This is a genomic window from Ectopseudomonas khazarica (genome assembly GCF_004521985.1).
In the GTDB taxonomy this organism is placed as follows: domain Bacteria; phylum Pseudomonadota; class Gammaproteobacteria; order Pseudomonadales; family Pseudomonadaceae; genus Aquipseudomonas; species Aquipseudomonas khazarica.
The window spans coordinates 199,520-214,889 of the sequence record NZ_SBHZ01000007.1 but is presented as its reverse complement, the minus strand read 5'-3'; the positions used below and the strand labels follow the sequence as shown (position 1 = coordinate 214,889).

The following is a 15,370-nucleotide window of genomic DNA, read 5'->3' as shown; positions in this document are numbered from 1 at the left end:
ATGTATGTCTCTGTGGCGTCGCTTTTCGTAGGAGCTGGCTTGCCAGCGATAAGCTGTTGATGCGGATCGCCGGCAAGCCGGCTCCTGCGACCGAGGGCAATCAATCCTTCACGAACAGCTGCCGCGGCACGTCGCAGAGGGTTTCCACGCCACGGTCGGTGATCAGGATCGATTCGGTGATTTCCAGGCCCCAGTCGTCCAGCCACAGGCCGGGCATGAAGTGGAAAGTCATCCCCGGCTGCAGCACGCTCTCGTCGCTCGGACGCAGGCTCATGGTGCGCTCGCCCCAGTCCGGCGGATAGCTGATACCGATGGGGTAGCCGCAGCGGCTGTCCTTGTGGATGCCGAACTTCTCCAGCACCTTGAAGAAGGCACGGGCGATATCGCCGGTGGTGTTGCCCGGCCTGGCCGCCTCCAGGCCGGCGGCGATGCCCTCGACCACCGCCTTCTCGCCATCGACGAAATGCTGCGGCGGCTTGCCCAGGTAGATGGTGCGCGACAGCGGGCAGTGGTAGCGCTTGTAGCAGCCGGCGATCTCGAAGAAGGTGCCGGCGCCGCTGCGCATCGGCGAATCGTCCCAGGTCAGGTGCGGCGCGCTGGCGTCCGCCCCGGTGGGCAGCAGCGGCACGATGGCCGGGTAGTCGCCGCCATGGCCGTCGGCACCGAGGATGCCGGTGCGGTAGATCTCGGCGACCAGCTCGTTCTTGCGCAGGCCGGGCTCGATCTTGTCGAAGATCGCCGCATGCATCTTCTCGACGATCTTCGCCGCGATGCGCATGTAGCCGATCTCGGTCGGCGACTTGATCGCCCGCTGCCAGTTGACCAGCGCGGTGCAGTCGACGAAGCGTGCGTTGGGCAGATTGCGTTGCAGCGAAGCGTAGGCGGCGGCGCTGAAGTAGTAGTTGTCCAGCTCCACGCCGATGCTGAGCTTGTCCCAGCCACGTGCGGCGATGACCTCAAGGGACAGGTAGTCCATCGGGTGGCGCTCGGTGGACTGCACGTAGTGATCGGGGTAGCCGACGATATTGCCCTGTTCCATGAACACCGTGCGCTTGGCGCCATTGGCATCCTGGCCACGGCCATACCAGACCGGCTCGCCGTCGAGCGCCAGCAGCACGCACTGGTGCACGTAGAACGACCAGCCGTCATAGCCGGTGAGCCAGGCCATGTTGGACGGGTCGCTGACGATCAGCAGTTCGATGCCCCTGGCCTGCATGGCGCTGCGGGTCTTGGCCAGGCGCTGGGCATATTCCTCCCGGCTGAAGGGGAGGTTGACGACGATTTCGGACATGGATGAATCCCCGTGTTTTTGTGGGACTGTGAGAGGGGCCGGGCGACGTTCCGTTTGCGCCGCGACGAAGCTCCTCTCACAGAGTCATGAATCGAAGTTGAGGCCTTTGCCGGCCTGCCGCGCACGCTGATAGGCCAGGCTGGCGATGGCGGTGTCCTGGGCGCCGGTGCCGGTCAGGTCGCACAGGGTGATCTGCTCATCTGCGCTGCGCCCGGGGCGCTGGCCGGCGATCACCTGGCCCAGTTCGGCGAAGTCGGCATCGGCAGCCACCAGGCCTGCGGCGATGGCGTGGTTGAGCTCGCCGAGCACGCGGGTCTGGCTCAGGCGGTCGGCGACATAGGCGTCGACCTGCGCCAGCACGGCCGGGGCGATCTCGTTCTTGTGTTCGGCGTCCGAGCCCATGGCGGTGATGTGCAGGCCGGGGCGCAGGTGCCGGGGTTGGATCAGCGGTTCACGGCTGGGCGTGGTGCTGACGGCGATATCGGCGCCCTCCAGCGCGGCGTCGACGCTGTCCACGGCGCGGGCATCCTCCAGCTCGGCAGCCATGGCGCGGGCCTTGGCCGGGTCGCGTGCCCAGATACGCACCTCGCGTACTTCGCGCACCAGGCGCAGCGCCTGCAACTGCAAGCGCGCCTGCTCGCCGGCGCCGAGAATGGCGACCACCCCGGCGTCCTCGCGCGCCAGCCAGCGGGCCGCGACGGCGCCGGCAGCCGCGGTGCGCACGGCGGTGAGGTAGCCGTTGTCCAGCAGCAGGGCGTCGGCCAGGCCGGTCTGCGCGGAAAACAGCATCATCAGACCGTTGAGGCTGGGCAGGCCAAGCTTGGGGTTGTCGAAGAATCCGGGGCTGACCTTGATGGCGAAGTGCGCAACGCCCGGCAGGTAGGCGGTCTTCACGTCCACCTCGCCGTTGTGCTCGGGGACGTCCAGACGCAGGATCGGCGGCATGGCCACGGCAGCGGTGGCGAGCAGGCGGAAGGCGTTCTCCACCACCGCCAGGCTGGCGCTGTCGAGGCCGACGCAGGCGCGCAGGTCGGCCTGGTTGAGAATCAGGGTCTTGGCCATGGCCACTCCTCAGGCTTCCGCACCATTGATGATGCGCAGGTGCTGGTCGATATCGATGTTGCGCCCGCTGATCACCACCACCACCGGACCTCGCGGTTGAATCAGGCCGTCGAGCAGCGCGGCGATGCCCACTGCGGCCGCACCTTCGACCACCAGTCGCTCCTCGCGGTAGGCGTGGCGGATGCCGCGGGCGATGGACGCCTCGTCGAGCAGATGCACCTGGTCGCACAGGTCGCGGGTGATGGCGTAGGTGTAGCGGTTGTCCAGGCCGATGCCGCCGCCAAGGGAGTCGGCCAGGGTCGGCAGCTCCTCCACCTCGACCGGTGCGCCGGCCTCCAGGCTGGCGTGCATTGCCGCCCCCAGCCGCATGCTGATGCCGTGAGCGCGAATTGCCGGGCTGGCCGCCTTGATCGCCAGCGCCACGCCGGCAAACAGACCGCCGCCGGACAGCGGCACCAGCACCTCGCAGACGTCCGGGCATTGCTCGAGAATCTCCAGGCCCAGGCTGCCCTGGCCGGCGATCACATGGGGATGGTCGAAGGGCGGGATGAACGCCGCGCCCTGCTCGCGGGCGATGCGCAGCGCTTCGAGCTGGGCATCGTCCTGGCTGCGGCCGCTGATCACCACCTCGGCGCCCAGCTCGCGGATGGCGCGCACCTTGTTCTGCGGCACCAGCTCGGACAGGCAGACGATGGCCTTCACGCCCTGCTGCGCGGCGGCAAAGGCCAGCGCGCGACCGTGGTTACCGGTGGAGGCGGTGACCACGCCGCAGCGCTTGCGCCCGGCATCCAGCTGCGCCACCGCGTTGCTCGCGCCACGCAGCTTGAAGCTGCCGGTGGCCTGCTGCGACTCCAGCTTCAGCCACACCGGCACGCCGAGCAGGCGGCTCAGGCTGGGCGAGTGCTCCAGCGGCGTCTGGCGCACCAGGCCGGCGATACGCTGGCGGGCCTGGAGCAGGTCATCGAAGGCGATGGAGGGCATGGCGCACGTTCCGTGAAGGTGTGCGGCCGAGTGTATGAGCGGGAAATTGACTGACCGAATGTACTAGGACGATTTTTTCTTCGGCTTGCGGATAGGCATTGCCGCAAGGGTGTCGTCACACCGGCGAACGCAGGGTGGATCACGCTGTATCGATCCACCGTTGCGGTGGACGTAAAAGGCGACGTCCACCCTACGTTCCCGGATTTCATCCGGGCTACGGCAGGTGGTAGGAGCGGCTTCAGCCGCGAAACGTACGCCTCACGCCAGTGAACGCAGGGTGGATCACGCTTCACCGATCCACCGTTGCGGTGGACGTGAAAAGCGACGTCCACCCCACATTCCCGGATTTCATCCGGGCTACGGCAGGTGGTAGGAGCGGCTTCAGCCGCGAAACGTACACCTCACGCCAGTGAACGCAGGGTGGATCACGCTTCACCGATCCACCGTTGCGGTGGACGTGAAAAGCGACGTCCACCCTACGTTCCCGGATTTCATCCGCGCTACGGGGCGGGTCGTAGGAGCGGCTTCAGCCGCGAAACGCACCCCTCACGCCAGTGAACGCAGGGTGGATCACGCTTCACCGATCCACCATCACGGTGGACGTGAAAAGCGACGTCCACCCTACGGTTCTCAAAAATCATGCACCTTCGGGTACTGGCCGAACACGTCACGGACGATCTGCACGCCCTGGCGCATCTTCGCCTCGCTGCATTCGGCGCCGACGCACAGCCGTACCGCGCGTGGCCTGGGCATGCCGGGCGGGACGAAGGGGTCGGGCAGGGTCAGCGCCACGTTGCGTCGGCGCAGCTCGCGCAGCAGGCTGTCGGTCTCCCAGCCCTCCGGCACGCGCAGCCAGCTGTTGAGCGAGTAGGGGTGGTTGCCGATCAGGTGCTCGCCCAGCTCCTGCTCGACCAGCGCCTGGCGGTTGGCCAGGAGCTGACGCTGCAGCTGCACCAGGTCCTCGGCTTCGCCGGAGTCGATCCAGCGCGTCGCCACTTCGCCGAGCAGCGACGGCGCCATCCAGCTGTTGACCCGCAGGATGCTCTCGGTGCGCAGCGCCAGGCGCTTGGGCATCACCAGGTAGCCGATGCGCAGGCCGGTGAGCACCGACTTGGTCAGGCTGGTGCAGTAGAACGACAGCTCCGGCGCGTAATGGCTCAGCGGCCGCGAGGCCTGCTGACCGGCCAGCAGCGGGCCGTAGACGTCGTCCTCGATGATGTACACGCCATAGCGACGGGCGATCTCGGCGATCTCGCGGCGGCGCTCATCGGGCATCAGCGCGCTGGTCGGGTTGTTCAGGTTGGGCGTACAGACCAGCGCGGTGATGCGCTCGTTGCCGCACATGTCCTCGAAGTGCTCGGGATTCAACCCGTGGCGGTCCATCTCCAGTCCCTTGAGGGTAAAGCCGAGCACCTGCGAGCTGCCGATGGCGCCGTGGTCGGTCAGGCCTTCGCAGAGCACCACGTCATCCGGGCCGGCCAGCGTCGCCAGGGCGAGGAAGATGCCGTGGGCCGCGCCGCTGGTCAGCAACACGTCCTCTGTCCCCACATCCATGCCCAGACGTGCCAGCCAGCGTACCGCCGCCTCGCGCTGGTGCTGCATGCCGGCAATCGGGCGGAAGGCGTGAATCCAGGGCTGGTCAGGTTCCTGCGCCAGCTCCAGGCAGGTCTGCCGCCACAGGCGATCGTGGGCCTCGGTGTGGAGGATGCGCGCGTTGGAAAAGTCCATCAGCGCCTGCTCGCTGCGGTCGAGCATGCTGCTGGCCACCCGCTCGCTGGTGCGCCGCGAGACGAAGCTGCCACGGCCCACCTCGCAGCGCACGCGGCCCTGGCGCTCCAGCTCCTTGTAGGCGTTGGTCACGGTCTGCACGCTGATGCCCAGGGCATCGGAGACCTGCCGCTGCGGGGGCAACCGTTGACCGTCGATCAGGTTACCCTGTTCGATGTCGGCGGCGACCGCCTGGACCAGGAGCTTGTATTTCGACTCGCCCGGACGCGCGTTGGCCAGGGCCTTCTTCCAGTTCTGCATCGATGGCTTCCTCTGGCGACTGCAGGCAAGCATCCCGCGTGGGGCAGTGCGATTCAATTGTCCTAGTGCAATGCCGCAGCGAAAAAACCCTTTGTATGCTCGGGCCAAGGGTGGAGAACAGTGCCTCGGCACCCCAGAACAACACCACCCGGCCGGCGCAGGTCCCGATCTGCGCGCCAACGCTCTTGATTTACCTGCCTCCTAACACAGCACGCCGCCGCTGGCGGACTACAAGAAACAGGAGAACACCAAGATGAGTAGCGTTATCCCCTCCCGCTTCGGTCACCTCGCACTGACCTGCGCCTTGCTCGGCGGTTTCGTCGCCGGCGTCCAGGCCTCGACCCTGGACAAGGTCAAGGACAGCAGCAGCGTGCGCATCGGCTACGCCAACGAGACGCCCTTCGCCTACACCGCGCTGGACGGCAGCGTCACCGGCGAGTCGCCGGAGATCGTCAGGAAGATCTTCGAGCAGATGGGCGTCAAGACCATCAACCCGGTGCTCACCGAATGGGGTTCACTGATTCCCGGCCTGCGTGCCAGTCGTTTCGACCTGATCGCCGCCGGCATGTACATCACCCCCGAACGCTGCAAGCAGGTGCTGTTCACCGATCCGCACTACCAGTTGCCCGATACCCTGCTGACCAAGGCCGGCAACCCGAAGAACCTGCACAGCTATGCAGACATCGCCAAGAGCGGTGCCAAGGTGGCGATCATGGCCGGTACGGTGAACCTCGGATACGCCCGCAGCGCCGGTATCACCGACGAGCAGATTCTCCAGGTGCCGGACACCACCGCCCAGCTGCAGGCCGTGCGCGCCGGTCGCGCCGATGCGGCGGTCGGCACCCAGCTGACCATGAAGGGCCTGGCCGAGAAGGGTGGCGACGGCGTCGAGGCCATCGCCGAATTCAACGACGACCCGGCCCACACCGGCTATGGCGCCCTGGCCTTCCGCCCGGAAGACAAGGATCTGCGCGATGCGGTGAACGCCGCGCTGAAAAAATGGCTCGGCAGCGAGGATCACCTGGCCACGGTGAAGCCCTTCGGCTTCGACCAGTCCAACATCACCGACAAGACCGCTGCCGAACTCTGCGCTCAGTAACCTGCGGTGTCTGCCGCGCACGCCAGTGCGCGGCATGAATCCTTCGACCGGTAGACATTCATGACCGATCTTCTCCCCCTGCTGTTGCAAGGCGCCTGGGTCACCGTGCAAGTCACCTTCTGGGGCTCGCTGCTGGCGATTGCCAGCGCCGTGCTCGCCGCCCTCGGCCGGCTGTCGCCGATCGGCCCGCTGCGCTGGCTGGCGATCACCTACATCGAGATCTTCCGTGGCACCTCGCTGCTGGTGCAGCTGTTCTGGCTGTACTTCGTGCTGCCGATGCCGCCGTTCAACATCGAGATGAGCGCCTTCGCCGTGGCCGTGGTCGGCCTCGGCCTGCACATCGGCGCCTATGGCGCGGAAGTCATGCGCGGCGCCATCCGTTCGGTCGCCAAAGGCCAGTACGAAGCCTGCACCGCGCTGAACATGACGCCGTTGCGGCGCTTCACCCGCATCATCCTGCCACAGGCCCTGCTGGCGGCGATTCCACCCGGCACCAACCTGCTGATCGAGCTGCTGAAGAACACCTCGCTGGTGTCGCTGATCACCCTGTCGGACCTGGCCTTCCGTGCCCGCCAGCTGGACCAGGCGACCTTCATGACCCTGGAGATCTTCGCCCTGGCGCTGCTGCTGTATTTCCTCATGGCACAGGTGATCAACCTCGGCATGCGCCTGCTGGAACGACGCCTTGCCCGTGGCCGGATGCGCGGAGGCCTGCAATGAACTTCTTCGACTGGGACTTCGCCCTGAGCATCCTTCCGGACCTGCTCAAGGCCTCGCTCAATACCCTGCTGATCACCTTCGCCGGCTTCGCCATCGCCATCGTCGTCGGCCTGCTGCTGGCCATCGCCCGGCGGAGCAGGCACCTGTGGCTGTCCTGGCCGGTGGCCGGGCTGATCGAATTCATCCGCAGCACGCCGCTGCTGATCCAGGTGTACTTCCTGTTCTACGTGTTCCCCAACTACGGGCTGAACCTCACCGCGCTGCAGGCGGGGATCCTCGGCATCGCCCTGCATTACGCCTGCTACACCGCCGAGGTCTATCGCGCCGGCCTCGACGCCGTGCCGCGCGGCCAGTGGGAAGCGGTGACGGCGCTGAACATGGCGCAGCTGTCGGCGTACCGGCAGATCATCCTGCCGCAGGCGCTGCGGCCGATCCTCCCCGCGCTGGGCAACTACCTGGTGGCCATGCTCAAGGACACCCCGGTGCTGTCCGCGATCACCGTGGTGGAGATCATGCAGCAAGCCAAGAACATCGGCTCGGAGAGCTTCCGCTACCTCGAGCCCATCACCCTGGTCGGCCTGTTCTTCCTCGCCCTCAGCCTGGTCCTGGCCTGGTGCGTGCGGCGCATGGAAGATCGCCTGGAGGTCACTGCCCGATGACTGCTTTTATCAACTCGACCGCCGCTGCAGGGAGTTCCAGCATGCCCCAGCCCATCGTCCGCTTCACCGACGTGACCAAGCGTTACGGCAACCTCACCGTGCTCGACAAGCTCAACCTGGATGTCGCCCCCGGCGAGAAGGTGGCGATCATCGGCCCCAGTGGCTCGGGCAAGTCGACCCTGCTGCGCGCACTGATGACCCTGGAAAGCATCGACGAAGGCCTGATCGCCGTCGACGACGAGCCGCTGACCCACATGAGTACCCGCGACGGCCGTCTGGTGCCGGCCAGCGCCAGCTACCAGCGCAAGGTGCGCGGCAAGATCGGCATGGTGTTCCAGAGCTTCAACCTGTTCCCGCACATGTGCGCCTTGCAGAACGTCATCGAGGCGCCGATGCAGGTGCTCGGCCTGGGCCGGAAGGAAGCCAGCGAACGCGCCGAGGAGCTGCTGGCGATGGTCGGTCTGAGCGAGAAGCTGCGCCATTTCCCCTCGCAACTGTCCGGCGGCCAGCAACAGCGCGTGGCGATCGCCCGTGCGCTGGCGATGCGGCCCAAGGTGATGCTGTTCGACGAGGTCACCTCGGCGCTCGACCCGGAGCTGTGCGGCGAAGTGCTGGGGGTGATCCGCCGCCTCGGCAGCGAGCACAACCTGACCATGCTGATGGTCACCCACCAGATGGGCTTCGCCCGCGAGTTCGCCGACCGCGTGTGCTTCTTCCACCAGGGCCGCATCCACGAACAGGGCACCCCCGAGGAGCTGTTCGGCAACCCGCAGCAGGAGCGCACGCAGGCATTTCTCAGCGCGGTGAACGAGGCCCACTGAGGCCGTCGCAGGCCCTGTCGTAGGAGGGGCTTCAGCCGCGATTGTTCACGGATGAATCCGCTCCTACGGAATCACGCCAGTTCAGTGGCATGCGTCAACGAGACTAACGCTGCTGCCGCGCCCTGATCGCCGCCAGCATCTTCTGCGCCAGCGCCGCGTAGTCACCGTCGAAGTGGTGGCCACCGCTGATCTGCAGGCGCTCTCCGGGGGCTCCGGCTTCGGTGCAGCCGCTCTCGGCCGCTTCCTCGCTGCCGTAGATGCAATACACCTTGGCCGCCGGAACCTTGCGCAGCTCCGGTCCGGTGGCAGCCTCCGCGCCATCCTTGCCGAGCCAGCCGCTGACGGCGATCTCGAAGCTGCCGCTGCGGGCGAAGGCCAGCAGCAGCATGGCATCCACCTGCTGCTGGTCACTCGCCGGCAGACGGTTGTAGATCGCCGGCAGCACGTCGGCGCCGAAGGAATAGCCCGCCAGCACGAAGCGCCTGATGTGCCATTTCTCGCGGTACTCCTGCATCAGGCGCGACAGGTCGGCGGCACTGCGTTCCGGGCTCTTGCGCTGCCAGTAGTAGCGCAGGGTATCGATGCCCACCACCGGATAGCCGGCTGCGGCCAGGTACTCGGCCGAGGCCCGGTCGAGATCGCGCCAGCCGCCGTCACCGGAGTAGAACAGGGTCAGGGTATCGGCCGCCTGCGCCGAAGGGTGCTCGACCACCGGCAGCGGCGCGCCCTGGCCGGCAAGCAGCTGCTGCAACTGGTCGGCCAGCAGGGTCGGCAGCGGCGTCCCAAGGGTGCCGATGCGCGGCTCGCCATTGCCCTGCTCGCGCAGGAAGCGCGCGTTGGCATCGCCGGGGTTGTCGTTCCACAGGGCGATCCAGTGGCCGTGCGCGGCCTTCTTCGGCAGCGCCTCGGCGCAATCGGGCTGGCCCAGGTCGAAGCCCACCGACAGCGCCTGCGCCTGGTCATCGTCCTGCGTGGCCAGCCAGCGCCAGGCCGAAGCGGCGGCCGGCCCGACGCCGGCGACGAGGGTCGGCTTGCCGCCCAGCAGCCCGCTGGCCTGAACGATCAGGCGCCGCTGCGCGCCGCAGTCGTGCGCCACGAAGGGCATCTGCAGCACGCGCACGTCTCCTGCGTCAGCCAGCCGTCGCAGCAGCGCCTCGTCCAGCGCCTGCTCGGGCGGCGCGATCAGCAGCAGGCGCTGGCGCGCCTCGCCCTGGCTCAGCAGCTGCGCGCTCAGCCCCTGGATCTGCACCGTCTGCAGATGCGGCAGCGCACGCATCGACCACCACCAGGTCACCCCGCCCACCGCCAGGGCAGCCACCAGCAACAACCCGCCCAGTACCCCTGTCGCCTTGTTCATCTCAACGCCTCACCAGTCCACCCAGACCGCCGGCGATCAACGCGGCGGTGTCGGCCAATGCCACCCAGGGGTCGAGCCCGGCCGGCACGGCCAGATAGCGCGGTTCCCACTGCGGCAGGAACTTGTCCTTGAAGCGGCGCAGCCCCTGAAAGTTGTAGAAGCTCTCGCCGCGATCGAACACCAGCGCGCCCAGGCGCAACGGCAGCGGCGCCCCCTTGCGCGTCTGCAGGCCGGCCAACGGCACCATGCCGAGGCTGAAGCGCGCATAGCCCTCGCCCTGGAATTGCTGGATCAGCCCGAGCATGAGGAATTCCATGGTCGACTTCGGCGCATCCGGCAGCACGCGCATCAGGTCGAGGCTGGCGACCGCTCGCGTCTGGCACTCCAGCAGGTTGGCGAAGGCCACCGCGCGCCCCTCGAAGCGCACCACCGCAATCCGAAAGTGCGCCAGGTACTCGGGGCTGAAGCGGCCGAGGGAGAAGCCCTTCTCGCGTACCTGCTTGCCCGCCAGCCAGGCAGCGGATATGCCCTGCAAAGCGTCCAGGGGTGCCGCGCCGGGGGCATGCAACTCTAGACTCAGGCCATCGCGCTGGCCACGGTTCCAGGTGTAGCGCAGCGCCTTCATCTCCTTGCCGTTGCTGGCCAGGTCGAAGGTGTGCAGATCCACCAGCGCCTCCTCACCCAGTTTCAGTGCGGTCAGGCCGATGTCGATGTAGCCGGGCAGGTTCTCCGCCCGCACCTGGTAGAACACCGGCCGCGCATGGTGACGGTCGCACAGGTCGCGGAACTGCCAGATCAGCTCGGCGCGCGCCGCTGGCGGGCCGATGGGGTCGAACAACGCCACCAGGCTGCGGCCACGGCGGGCGTACATGAGAAACGCCTGGCCATCCGGGTGGAACAGCAGCGCCTTGTCGCCACTGAGCGCCAGGCCACCTTCCGGCTGCCGCGAGGCCTCGACTATGGCCCGTGCCCGCGCCAGCGCCTCGCCGTCAGGCAGGCGGATGCTCGGTGGCGTGGCACGCAGCAGCCAGGTCAGGCCGACCGCCAGCAGCACCAGGGCACTGCCCAGGGCGGCACGCAGGCCACGCGGGGCATTGCCGTCCAGTTCGAACTGCCACCACAGCTGGTGGCTGTAGGCGACATCCTGATAGACGAACAGCAGCAGCCAGACCGAGGCCGCGATCACGCCACTGGTAGCCGCCAGCGCCAGGCCCGAGGCCGGCATGTCGAGCAGCCGACTGGGTCGGTAGAACTCCCGGCGAAACAGCGCGAGCACCCCGGCGATAGCCGCCAGCACCAGCGCCTCCGGCCAGTCGAAGCCCTTGAGCAGCGACAGCACCACGCCCAGGCAGAGCAACACCAGGGTCAGCACCCAGGCGGCGGAAAGGCGCCGGCGCAGCCCCTGCGCCAGCAGCAGGCACAGCGTGCCGACCAGGCTCGCCGCCAGGTGCGAGGCGGCGATCAGCGGCGGCGGCATGAGAAAACCCAGGGCCTCGAGGTGCTCGTCCATGGTCGGCGTGACCCCGGAAAACAGCAGCACTGCGCCGGCGCAGAACACCAGCAGTGCCAGCAGCGGTACCGCCAGGTTGCTGGCCACCCTTGCCACGTGGCGCGGGAACCACAAGCGCCGCGCCTCCACCGCCAGCAGCAGAAGCCCGGCGACCAGCAACGGCAGCAGCACGTAGAGCAGACGGTAGAGCAGCATGGCCGCGACCAGCCCGGCCGGGTCGATGCGCGAGGAGAACGCCGCCAGCAGCACGGCCTCGAACACCCCGACACCACCCGGCACATGACTCAGCACACCGGCGGCCAGCGCCAGCATGTAGATCAGCACGAAGGACGAGAACGGCGGCGCCTCGGGCAGCAGGCAGTAGAGCACGCTGGCGGCGATCAGCACGTCGAGGCTGCTGATCAGCAGCTGCACCAGGCTCATGCGCACGCCGGGCAGGCGCAGGCTGAAGCGCCCCAGGTCCACTTGCCAGCAGCCGGGGGCAGGCCGCTCGGCCAGGCGTTTGCGCGCCAGCAGCAGGACCAGCGTCAGGGCGGCGAGCAGCACCGCCACGGCCAGCAGCGCCAGCAACGGCGCGGGCAGGCGCAGCGCCGCCGCGGCGTCCGCCAGGTCGAAGAGGGCGGCCAGGGCCGCGAGAATCGGCAGGCTGATGCCGAGCGACAGGCTGGCGAACAGGCTCATTCGCGCCACATCGCCCGCGCCGAGCCCATTGCGCGTGTACAGGCGATAGCGCACCGAGCCCCCGGACAGCGCCGACAACCCCACCGCGTTGCCGATGGCGAAGGCGCAGAAGCCCCCCAGCGCCAGGGTCGACGCGGGCAGGCGGACGTCGGCATAACGACTGGCCGACCACTCGTAGGCGAGCATCAGCAGAAAACCCAGCACGGTGGCCAGCATAGCCGTGAACAGCGCCCGTGGCGGCACCGCCGCCAGCGAGTCGCGCACCTGATCCGGGTTGATCTCGCGCACCAGATGCCAGCAGGCCAGCAGCGCCAGGCCGAACAGCAGCAACGACAGGCCGAGGCCGATCAGGTGACGCTGACGGTGCAGCCAGCCGGGTCGAGAAGGGGGAGGAAGTTCCGGCGCATCGGCGCCGTTAGCGGGGAGTTCGGATACCGCTCGACTCATGTCGAAACGCCTCTGATGGACGCCACCTCGGAGCGAGGTCTTGGTCAGAGTGCAGATGTAACGAAATGTTCCTCGGCTTTCCGCTTTTCGTCACGCGTACCGCAGCGTTTGCGCCGTCAGGCTTCGTCGAGGAAACGCAGACCCGCGCCCTCGGCATCCACCCGCATCACTTCCATCTGCAGGATGGGCGCGGGGAAGGGCAGATCCTGGACCTGCCCGGTGACGTGGGTGCCAACGGCCAGGCCGGCCATGTCCGGATGCTTCACATACACGCCGCTGTCGGACAGGTCGCGAGTCTGTGCCAGCAGCTCACCGAAACTCGGATGGCTGATCTTGATCCGGCACTTCATCGGGGTACGTACCTGCTGACGCTGGTTGGACATGACGGCTCCGAGGATTGGTCGAGCGATGTCGCCTTTAATAGCGCATTACCGCGCCGAGGCCCAGCAGGTGGCAGAAAAAAGGCGCCATCATGGCGCCTTCTTCGACAATCCTGCCCTGAAGCAGGACGTCAGTACCACTTGGCCTCGCCATCCGGGCGCTTCTTGAAGCGCTTCATGCTCCACATGTACTGGCTCGGATAGGTGCGCACGTAACGTGCGATCACTTCGCTCATCGCCGCCACGCCCTCTTCCACGTTTTCGCTGTACATGCCTTCCGGCGCGGCCTCGAGAATCACCTTGTAACCGCTGCCGTCATCCAGGCGCACGGCATGCAGGAACACCCCGACCGCCTTGCCGCCGGTGAGCATGCCAGGGACGAACTTGCTGGTCAGGGCCAGGGTACCGAGGAAGGGCACGAACACCCCCGCCGAACGGCTCGGCTCCGGGTCGGCGGGAATACCCACGGCGCCGCCCGAGCGCACTTCCTTGATGATGCGCAGGATGCCTTCCTTGGTTGACGGGGCCACACGGTTGCCCATCTGCACGCGTTGCTGCTGCAGCAACTCGTCGACCGCCTTGAGCTTCGGCGGGCGGTAGAAAACGATAGGTTTGCACTGGTTGCCGTAGAAGTGATTGAGCACTTCCCAGTTGCCCAGGTGACTGGTGATGCCGACCACCCCCTTGCCGGAGGCCAGCGCCTGCTGCAGCACTTCCAGGCCTTCCACTTCGCGGACCAGCTGGAGCGACTTCTGCGCCGGCCAGATCCAGGCGCAGGCGCTTTCGGTCAGGGTCTTGCCGATGTCCTTGAGGCTTTTCCCGACCAGGCGCTCGCGCTCGGCCTCGCTCAGCTCGGGAAAGCACTTGGCCAGGTTGATGCGCGCGACGTCACGCGAACCGTTCGGCAGCTTCCACATCAACCAGCCGATGGCATTGCCCACGGCCTGCACGGCACGCCAGGGCAGCAGTGCGAACAAGCGCAGGAACCCCACGACCAGGGCGCCCTTGAGTTTCTCCACGACAGACTCCAACCGCTCGGAAAGGCGTCAATTGTAGCGGCGCAGGAGCCGTGCAGTCAGTACAGGCTCGTCCGAACCCGTTGCTGCAGGTCGCGCTCGTAGGCCTCGACGTCGAACTCGTCGTCGAGGATGCAGCGGAAGATATCGCCGGCACGGGGCAGGCTGGCCCGCTCGACCTGACGCGCGGCATCCCACAACCCGGAGCGCAGCGCCGCCTTGGAACACTGGAAGTAGCAACTGTCGATGCGGATGCGCAGCACGCTGCGTGGCAACTTGCCCTGAGCGCGCCCCAGTTCGAGCAGTTCGGGGTCGAGAGAGATTTCCGCGCGACCATTGACCCGCAGGCTCTCGCCGACTCCGGGGATCAGGAACAGCAGCGCCACCTGAGGGTTCTGCACGATGTTGCGCAGGCTGTCGATGCGGTTGTTGCCGGGGCGGTCCGGCAGCAACAGGGTCTGGTCGTCGAGAATCTGCACGAACCCCGGCGCATCGCCTCGCGGCGAGCAGTCCATGCCGTCCGCGCCGGTGCTGGCCAGGACCACGAAGGGCGAGGCCTCGATCAGCGCACGGTAGGGTGCGATCAGCCGTGGCAGCTCCTTGCGCCGCGAACGTTCGTGGCTTTCGCCGTACAGTGCGAGCAGTTCATCCAGCGTGGTGATGGTGGTCATGAGCCCTTCAATTGCGCGTAACGGTCGCAGTCGGTGGTGTGGTCCATCACCATACCCGTGGCCTGCATGAAGGCATAGCAGATCGTCGGGCCGACGAAGGTGAAGCCGGCCTTCTTCAGCGCCTTGCTCATCGCCTCGGCCTCGGGGGTCACGGCCGGCATCTGGCTGCGGTCACTGAAGTGGTTGATCTTCGGCGCGCCGCCAACGAACGACCAGAGCAGCGTCATCGGGTCCTCCAGGCGCAACCAGGCCTGCGCGTTCTGGCGCACGGCCTTGAGCTTGAGGCGGTTGCGGATGATGCCGGGGTCCTGCATCAGCTGCTCGATCTCCTCGTCGCTCAACCGCGCCAGGCGCTCGGGGTCGAAGCCGTGCAGCACCTGGCGATAGCGCTCGCGCTTCTTCAGCACGGTGATCCACGACAGCCCGGCCTGCGCGCCTTCGAGTAGCAGCATCTCGAACAGATGGCGCGCATCGCGCTGCGGCACGCCCCATTCCTCGTCGTGGTAGGCCTGGTAGAGCGGATCGTCGGTACACCAGAAGCAACGGGGCATGGCGGTAGGCCTCGGTCAGGATGAGGGGGTGACTATAGCCGCAAAACAACTGGATATAAATACAGCACGCACAACCGCAGGATGATGCCGATGTGC

General features: G+C 67.1%; 14 protein-coding genes. 4 read left to right on the top strand and 10 right to left on the bottom strand.

Going from position 1 to position 15,370, the window contains the following annotated elements; translation table 11 throughout:
• Nucleotides 1–100: 100 nt before the first annotated feature.
• The 4 genes from doeA to ehuR form a co-directional block, all read right to left on the bottom strand.
• Nucleotides 101–1,291: an ectoine hydrolase DoeA gene (gene doeA, locus EPK82_RS11435; protein WP_134676635.1), complete on the bottom strand. Its 1,191-nt coding sequence runs from the start codon at nt 1,289–1,291 to the stop codon at nt 101–103.
• A gap of 84 nt (nt 1,292–1,375) precedes the next feature.
• Complete coding sequence (gene eutC, locus EPK82_RS11430) at nt 1,376–2,353, bottom strand: ectoine utilization protein EutC (protein WP_037052291.1); 978 nt, start codon at nt 2,351–2,353, stop codon at nt 1,376–1,378.
• A gap of 9 nt (nt 2,354–2,362) precedes the next feature.
• Nucleotides 2,363–3,334 carry a hydroxyectoine utilization dehydratase EutB gene (gene eutB / locus EPK82_RS11425; RefSeq protein WP_037052294.1) on the bottom strand — a complete coding sequence of 324 codons (972 nt, stop codon included), beginning with the start codon at nt 3,332–3,334 and terminating at the stop codon, nt 2,363–2,365.
• Between the two features lie 630 nt (nt 3,335–3,964).
• On the bottom strand, nt 3,965–5,362 hold the full coding sequence (gene ehuR, locus EPK82_RS11420; RefSeq protein ID WP_047590717.1) for a MocR-like ectoine utilization transcription factor EhuR: 1,398 nt from the start codon (nt 5,360–5,362) through the stop codon (nt 3,965–3,967).
• A 253-nt stretch (nt 5,363–5,615) separates the two neighbouring features.
• Between ehuR and ehuB the strand changes: the two genes are divergently transcribed.
• Genes ehuB through ehuA form a run of 4 tightly spaced genes read left to right on the top strand, consistent with a single transcriptional unit; the run spans nt 5,616 to nt 8,661 of the window.
• The gene (ehuB, locus tag EPK82_RS11415) at nt 5,616–6,461 is read left to right on the top strand and encodes an ectoine/hydroxyectoine ABC transporter substrate-binding protein EhuB (protein ID WP_134676634.1); all 846 of its coding nucleotides are present in this window, start codon (nt 5,616–5,618) and stop codon (nt 6,459–6,461) included.
• Nucleotides 6,462–6,521: 60 nt separating this feature from the next.
• Nucleotides 6,522–7,181, top strand: coding sequence for an ectoine/hydroxyectoine ABC transporter permease subunit EhuC (ehuC, locus tag EPK82_RS11410; RefSeq protein WP_037052301.1), 660 nt, complete (start codon nt 6,522–6,524; stop codon nt 7,179–7,181).
• Nucleotides 7,178–7,840, top strand: coding sequence for an ectoine/hydroxyectoine ABC transporter permease subunit EhuD (gene ehuD / locus EPK82_RS11405; protein ID WP_134676633.1), 663 nt, complete (start codon nt 7,178–7,180; stop codon nt 7,838–7,840). The genes ehuC and ehuD overlap by 4 nt, the downstream gene beginning before the upstream one ends.
• Before the next feature lie 41 nt (nt 7,841–7,881).
• A complete protein-coding gene (ehuA, locus tag EPK82_RS11400; RefSeq protein WP_037052305.1) occupies nt 7,882–8,661 on the top strand; it encodes an ectoine/hydroxyectoine ABC transporter ATP-binding protein EhuA in 780 nt (259 codons plus the stop codon).
• 103 nt (nt 8,662–8,764) lie between these two features.
• On the opposite strand, the gene EPK82_RS11395 is transcribed toward ehuA, so the two are convergent.
• From EPK82_RS11395 to EPK82_RS11370, 6 genes are all read right to left on the bottom strand, one after another.
• Entirely contained in the window at nt 8,765–10,018 is a 1,254-nt protein-coding gene (locus EPK82_RS11395) for a virulence factor family protein (protein ID WP_394346199.1), read from the bottom strand.
• 1 nt (nt 10,019) lies between these two features.
• A complete protein-coding gene (gene mprF / locus EPK82_RS11390; protein WP_134676632.1) occupies nt 10,020–12,656 on the bottom strand; it encodes a bifunctional lysylphosphatidylglycerol flippase/synthetase MprF in 2,637 nt (878 codons plus the stop codon).
• 116 nt (nt 12,657–12,772) lie between these two features.
• Complete coding sequence (locus tag EPK82_RS11385) at nt 12,773–13,039, bottom strand: PilZ domain-containing protein (RefSeq protein WP_037052309.1); 267 nt, start codon at nt 13,037–13,039, stop codon at nt 12,773–12,775.
• A 128-nt stretch (nt 13,040–13,167) separates the two neighbouring features.
• Nucleotides 13,168–14,055 (bottom strand): lysophospholipid acyltransferase, encoded by an 888-nt coding sequence (locus tag EPK82_RS11380; RefSeq protein WP_037052311.1) that lies wholly within the window; start codon nt 14,053–14,055, stop codon nt 13,168–13,170.
• 56 nt (nt 14,056–14,111) lie between these two features.
• A complete protein-coding gene (locus EPK82_RS11375; RefSeq protein WP_134676631.1) occupies nt 14,112–14,723 on the bottom strand; it encodes a pyridoxamine 5'-phosphate oxidase family protein in 612 nt (203 codons plus the stop codon).
• Nucleotides 14,720–15,274 (bottom strand): DNA-3-methyladenine glycosylase I, encoded by a 555-nt coding sequence (locus tag EPK82_RS11370; protein ID WP_134676630.1) that lies wholly within the window; start codon nt 15,272–15,274, stop codon nt 14,720–14,722. Before EPK82_RS11370 ends, EPK82_RS11375 begins: the two co-directional genes overlap by 4 nt.
• Nucleotides 15,275–15,370: the final 96 nt, after the last annotated feature.

Bases quoted from the DNA above. Each gene is read 5' to 3' on its own strand.
- doeA (WP_134676635.1), bottom strand. From the start codon at position 1,291: ATGTCCGAAATCGTCGTCAACCTCCCCTTCAGCCGGGAGGAATATGCC.
- eutC (WP_037052291.1), bottom strand. From the start codon at position 2,353: ATGGCCAAGACCCTGATTCTCAACCAGGCCGACCTGCGCGCCTGCGTC.
- eutB (WP_037052294.1), bottom strand. From the start codon at position 3,334: ATGCCCTCCATCGCCTTCGATGACCTGCTCCAGGCCCGCCAGCGTATC.
- ehuR (WP_047590717.1), bottom strand. From the start codon at position 5,362: ATGCAGAACTGGAAGAAGGCCCTGGCCAACGCGCGTCCGGGCGAGTCG.
- ehuB (WP_134676634.1), top strand. From the start codon at position 5,616: ATGAGTAGCGTTATCCCCTCCCGCTTCGGTCACCTCGCACTGACCTGC.
- ehuC (WP_037052301.1), top strand. From the start codon at position 6,522: ATGACCGATCTTCTCCCCCTGCTGTTGCAAGGCGCCTGGGTCACCGTG.
- ehuD (WP_134676633.1), top strand. From the start codon at position 7,178: ATGAACTTCTTCGACTGGGACTTCGCCCTGAGCATCCTTCCGGACCTG.
- ehuA (WP_037052305.1), top strand. From the start codon at position 7,882: ATGCCCCAGCCCATCGTCCGCTTCACCGACGTGACCAAGCGTTACGGC.
- EPK82_RS11395 (WP_394346199.1), bottom strand. From the start codon at position 10,018: ATGAACAAGGCGACAGGGGTACTGGGCGGGTTGTTGCTGGTGGCTGCC.
- mprF (WP_134676632.1), bottom strand. From the start codon at position 12,656: ATGAGTCGAGCGGTATCCGAACTCCCCGCTAACGGCGCCGATGCGCCG.
- EPK82_RS11385 (WP_037052309.1), bottom strand. From the start codon at position 13,039: ATGTCCAACCAGCGTCAGCAGGTACGTACCCCGATGAAGTGCCGGATC.
- EPK82_RS11375 (WP_134676631.1), bottom strand. From the start codon at position 14,723: ATGACCACCATCACCACGCTGGATGAACTGCTCGCACTGTACGGCGAA.
- EPK82_RS11370 (WP_134676630.1), bottom strand. From the start codon at position 15,274: ATGCCCCGTTGCTTCTGGTGTACCGACGATCCGCTCTACCAGGCCTAC.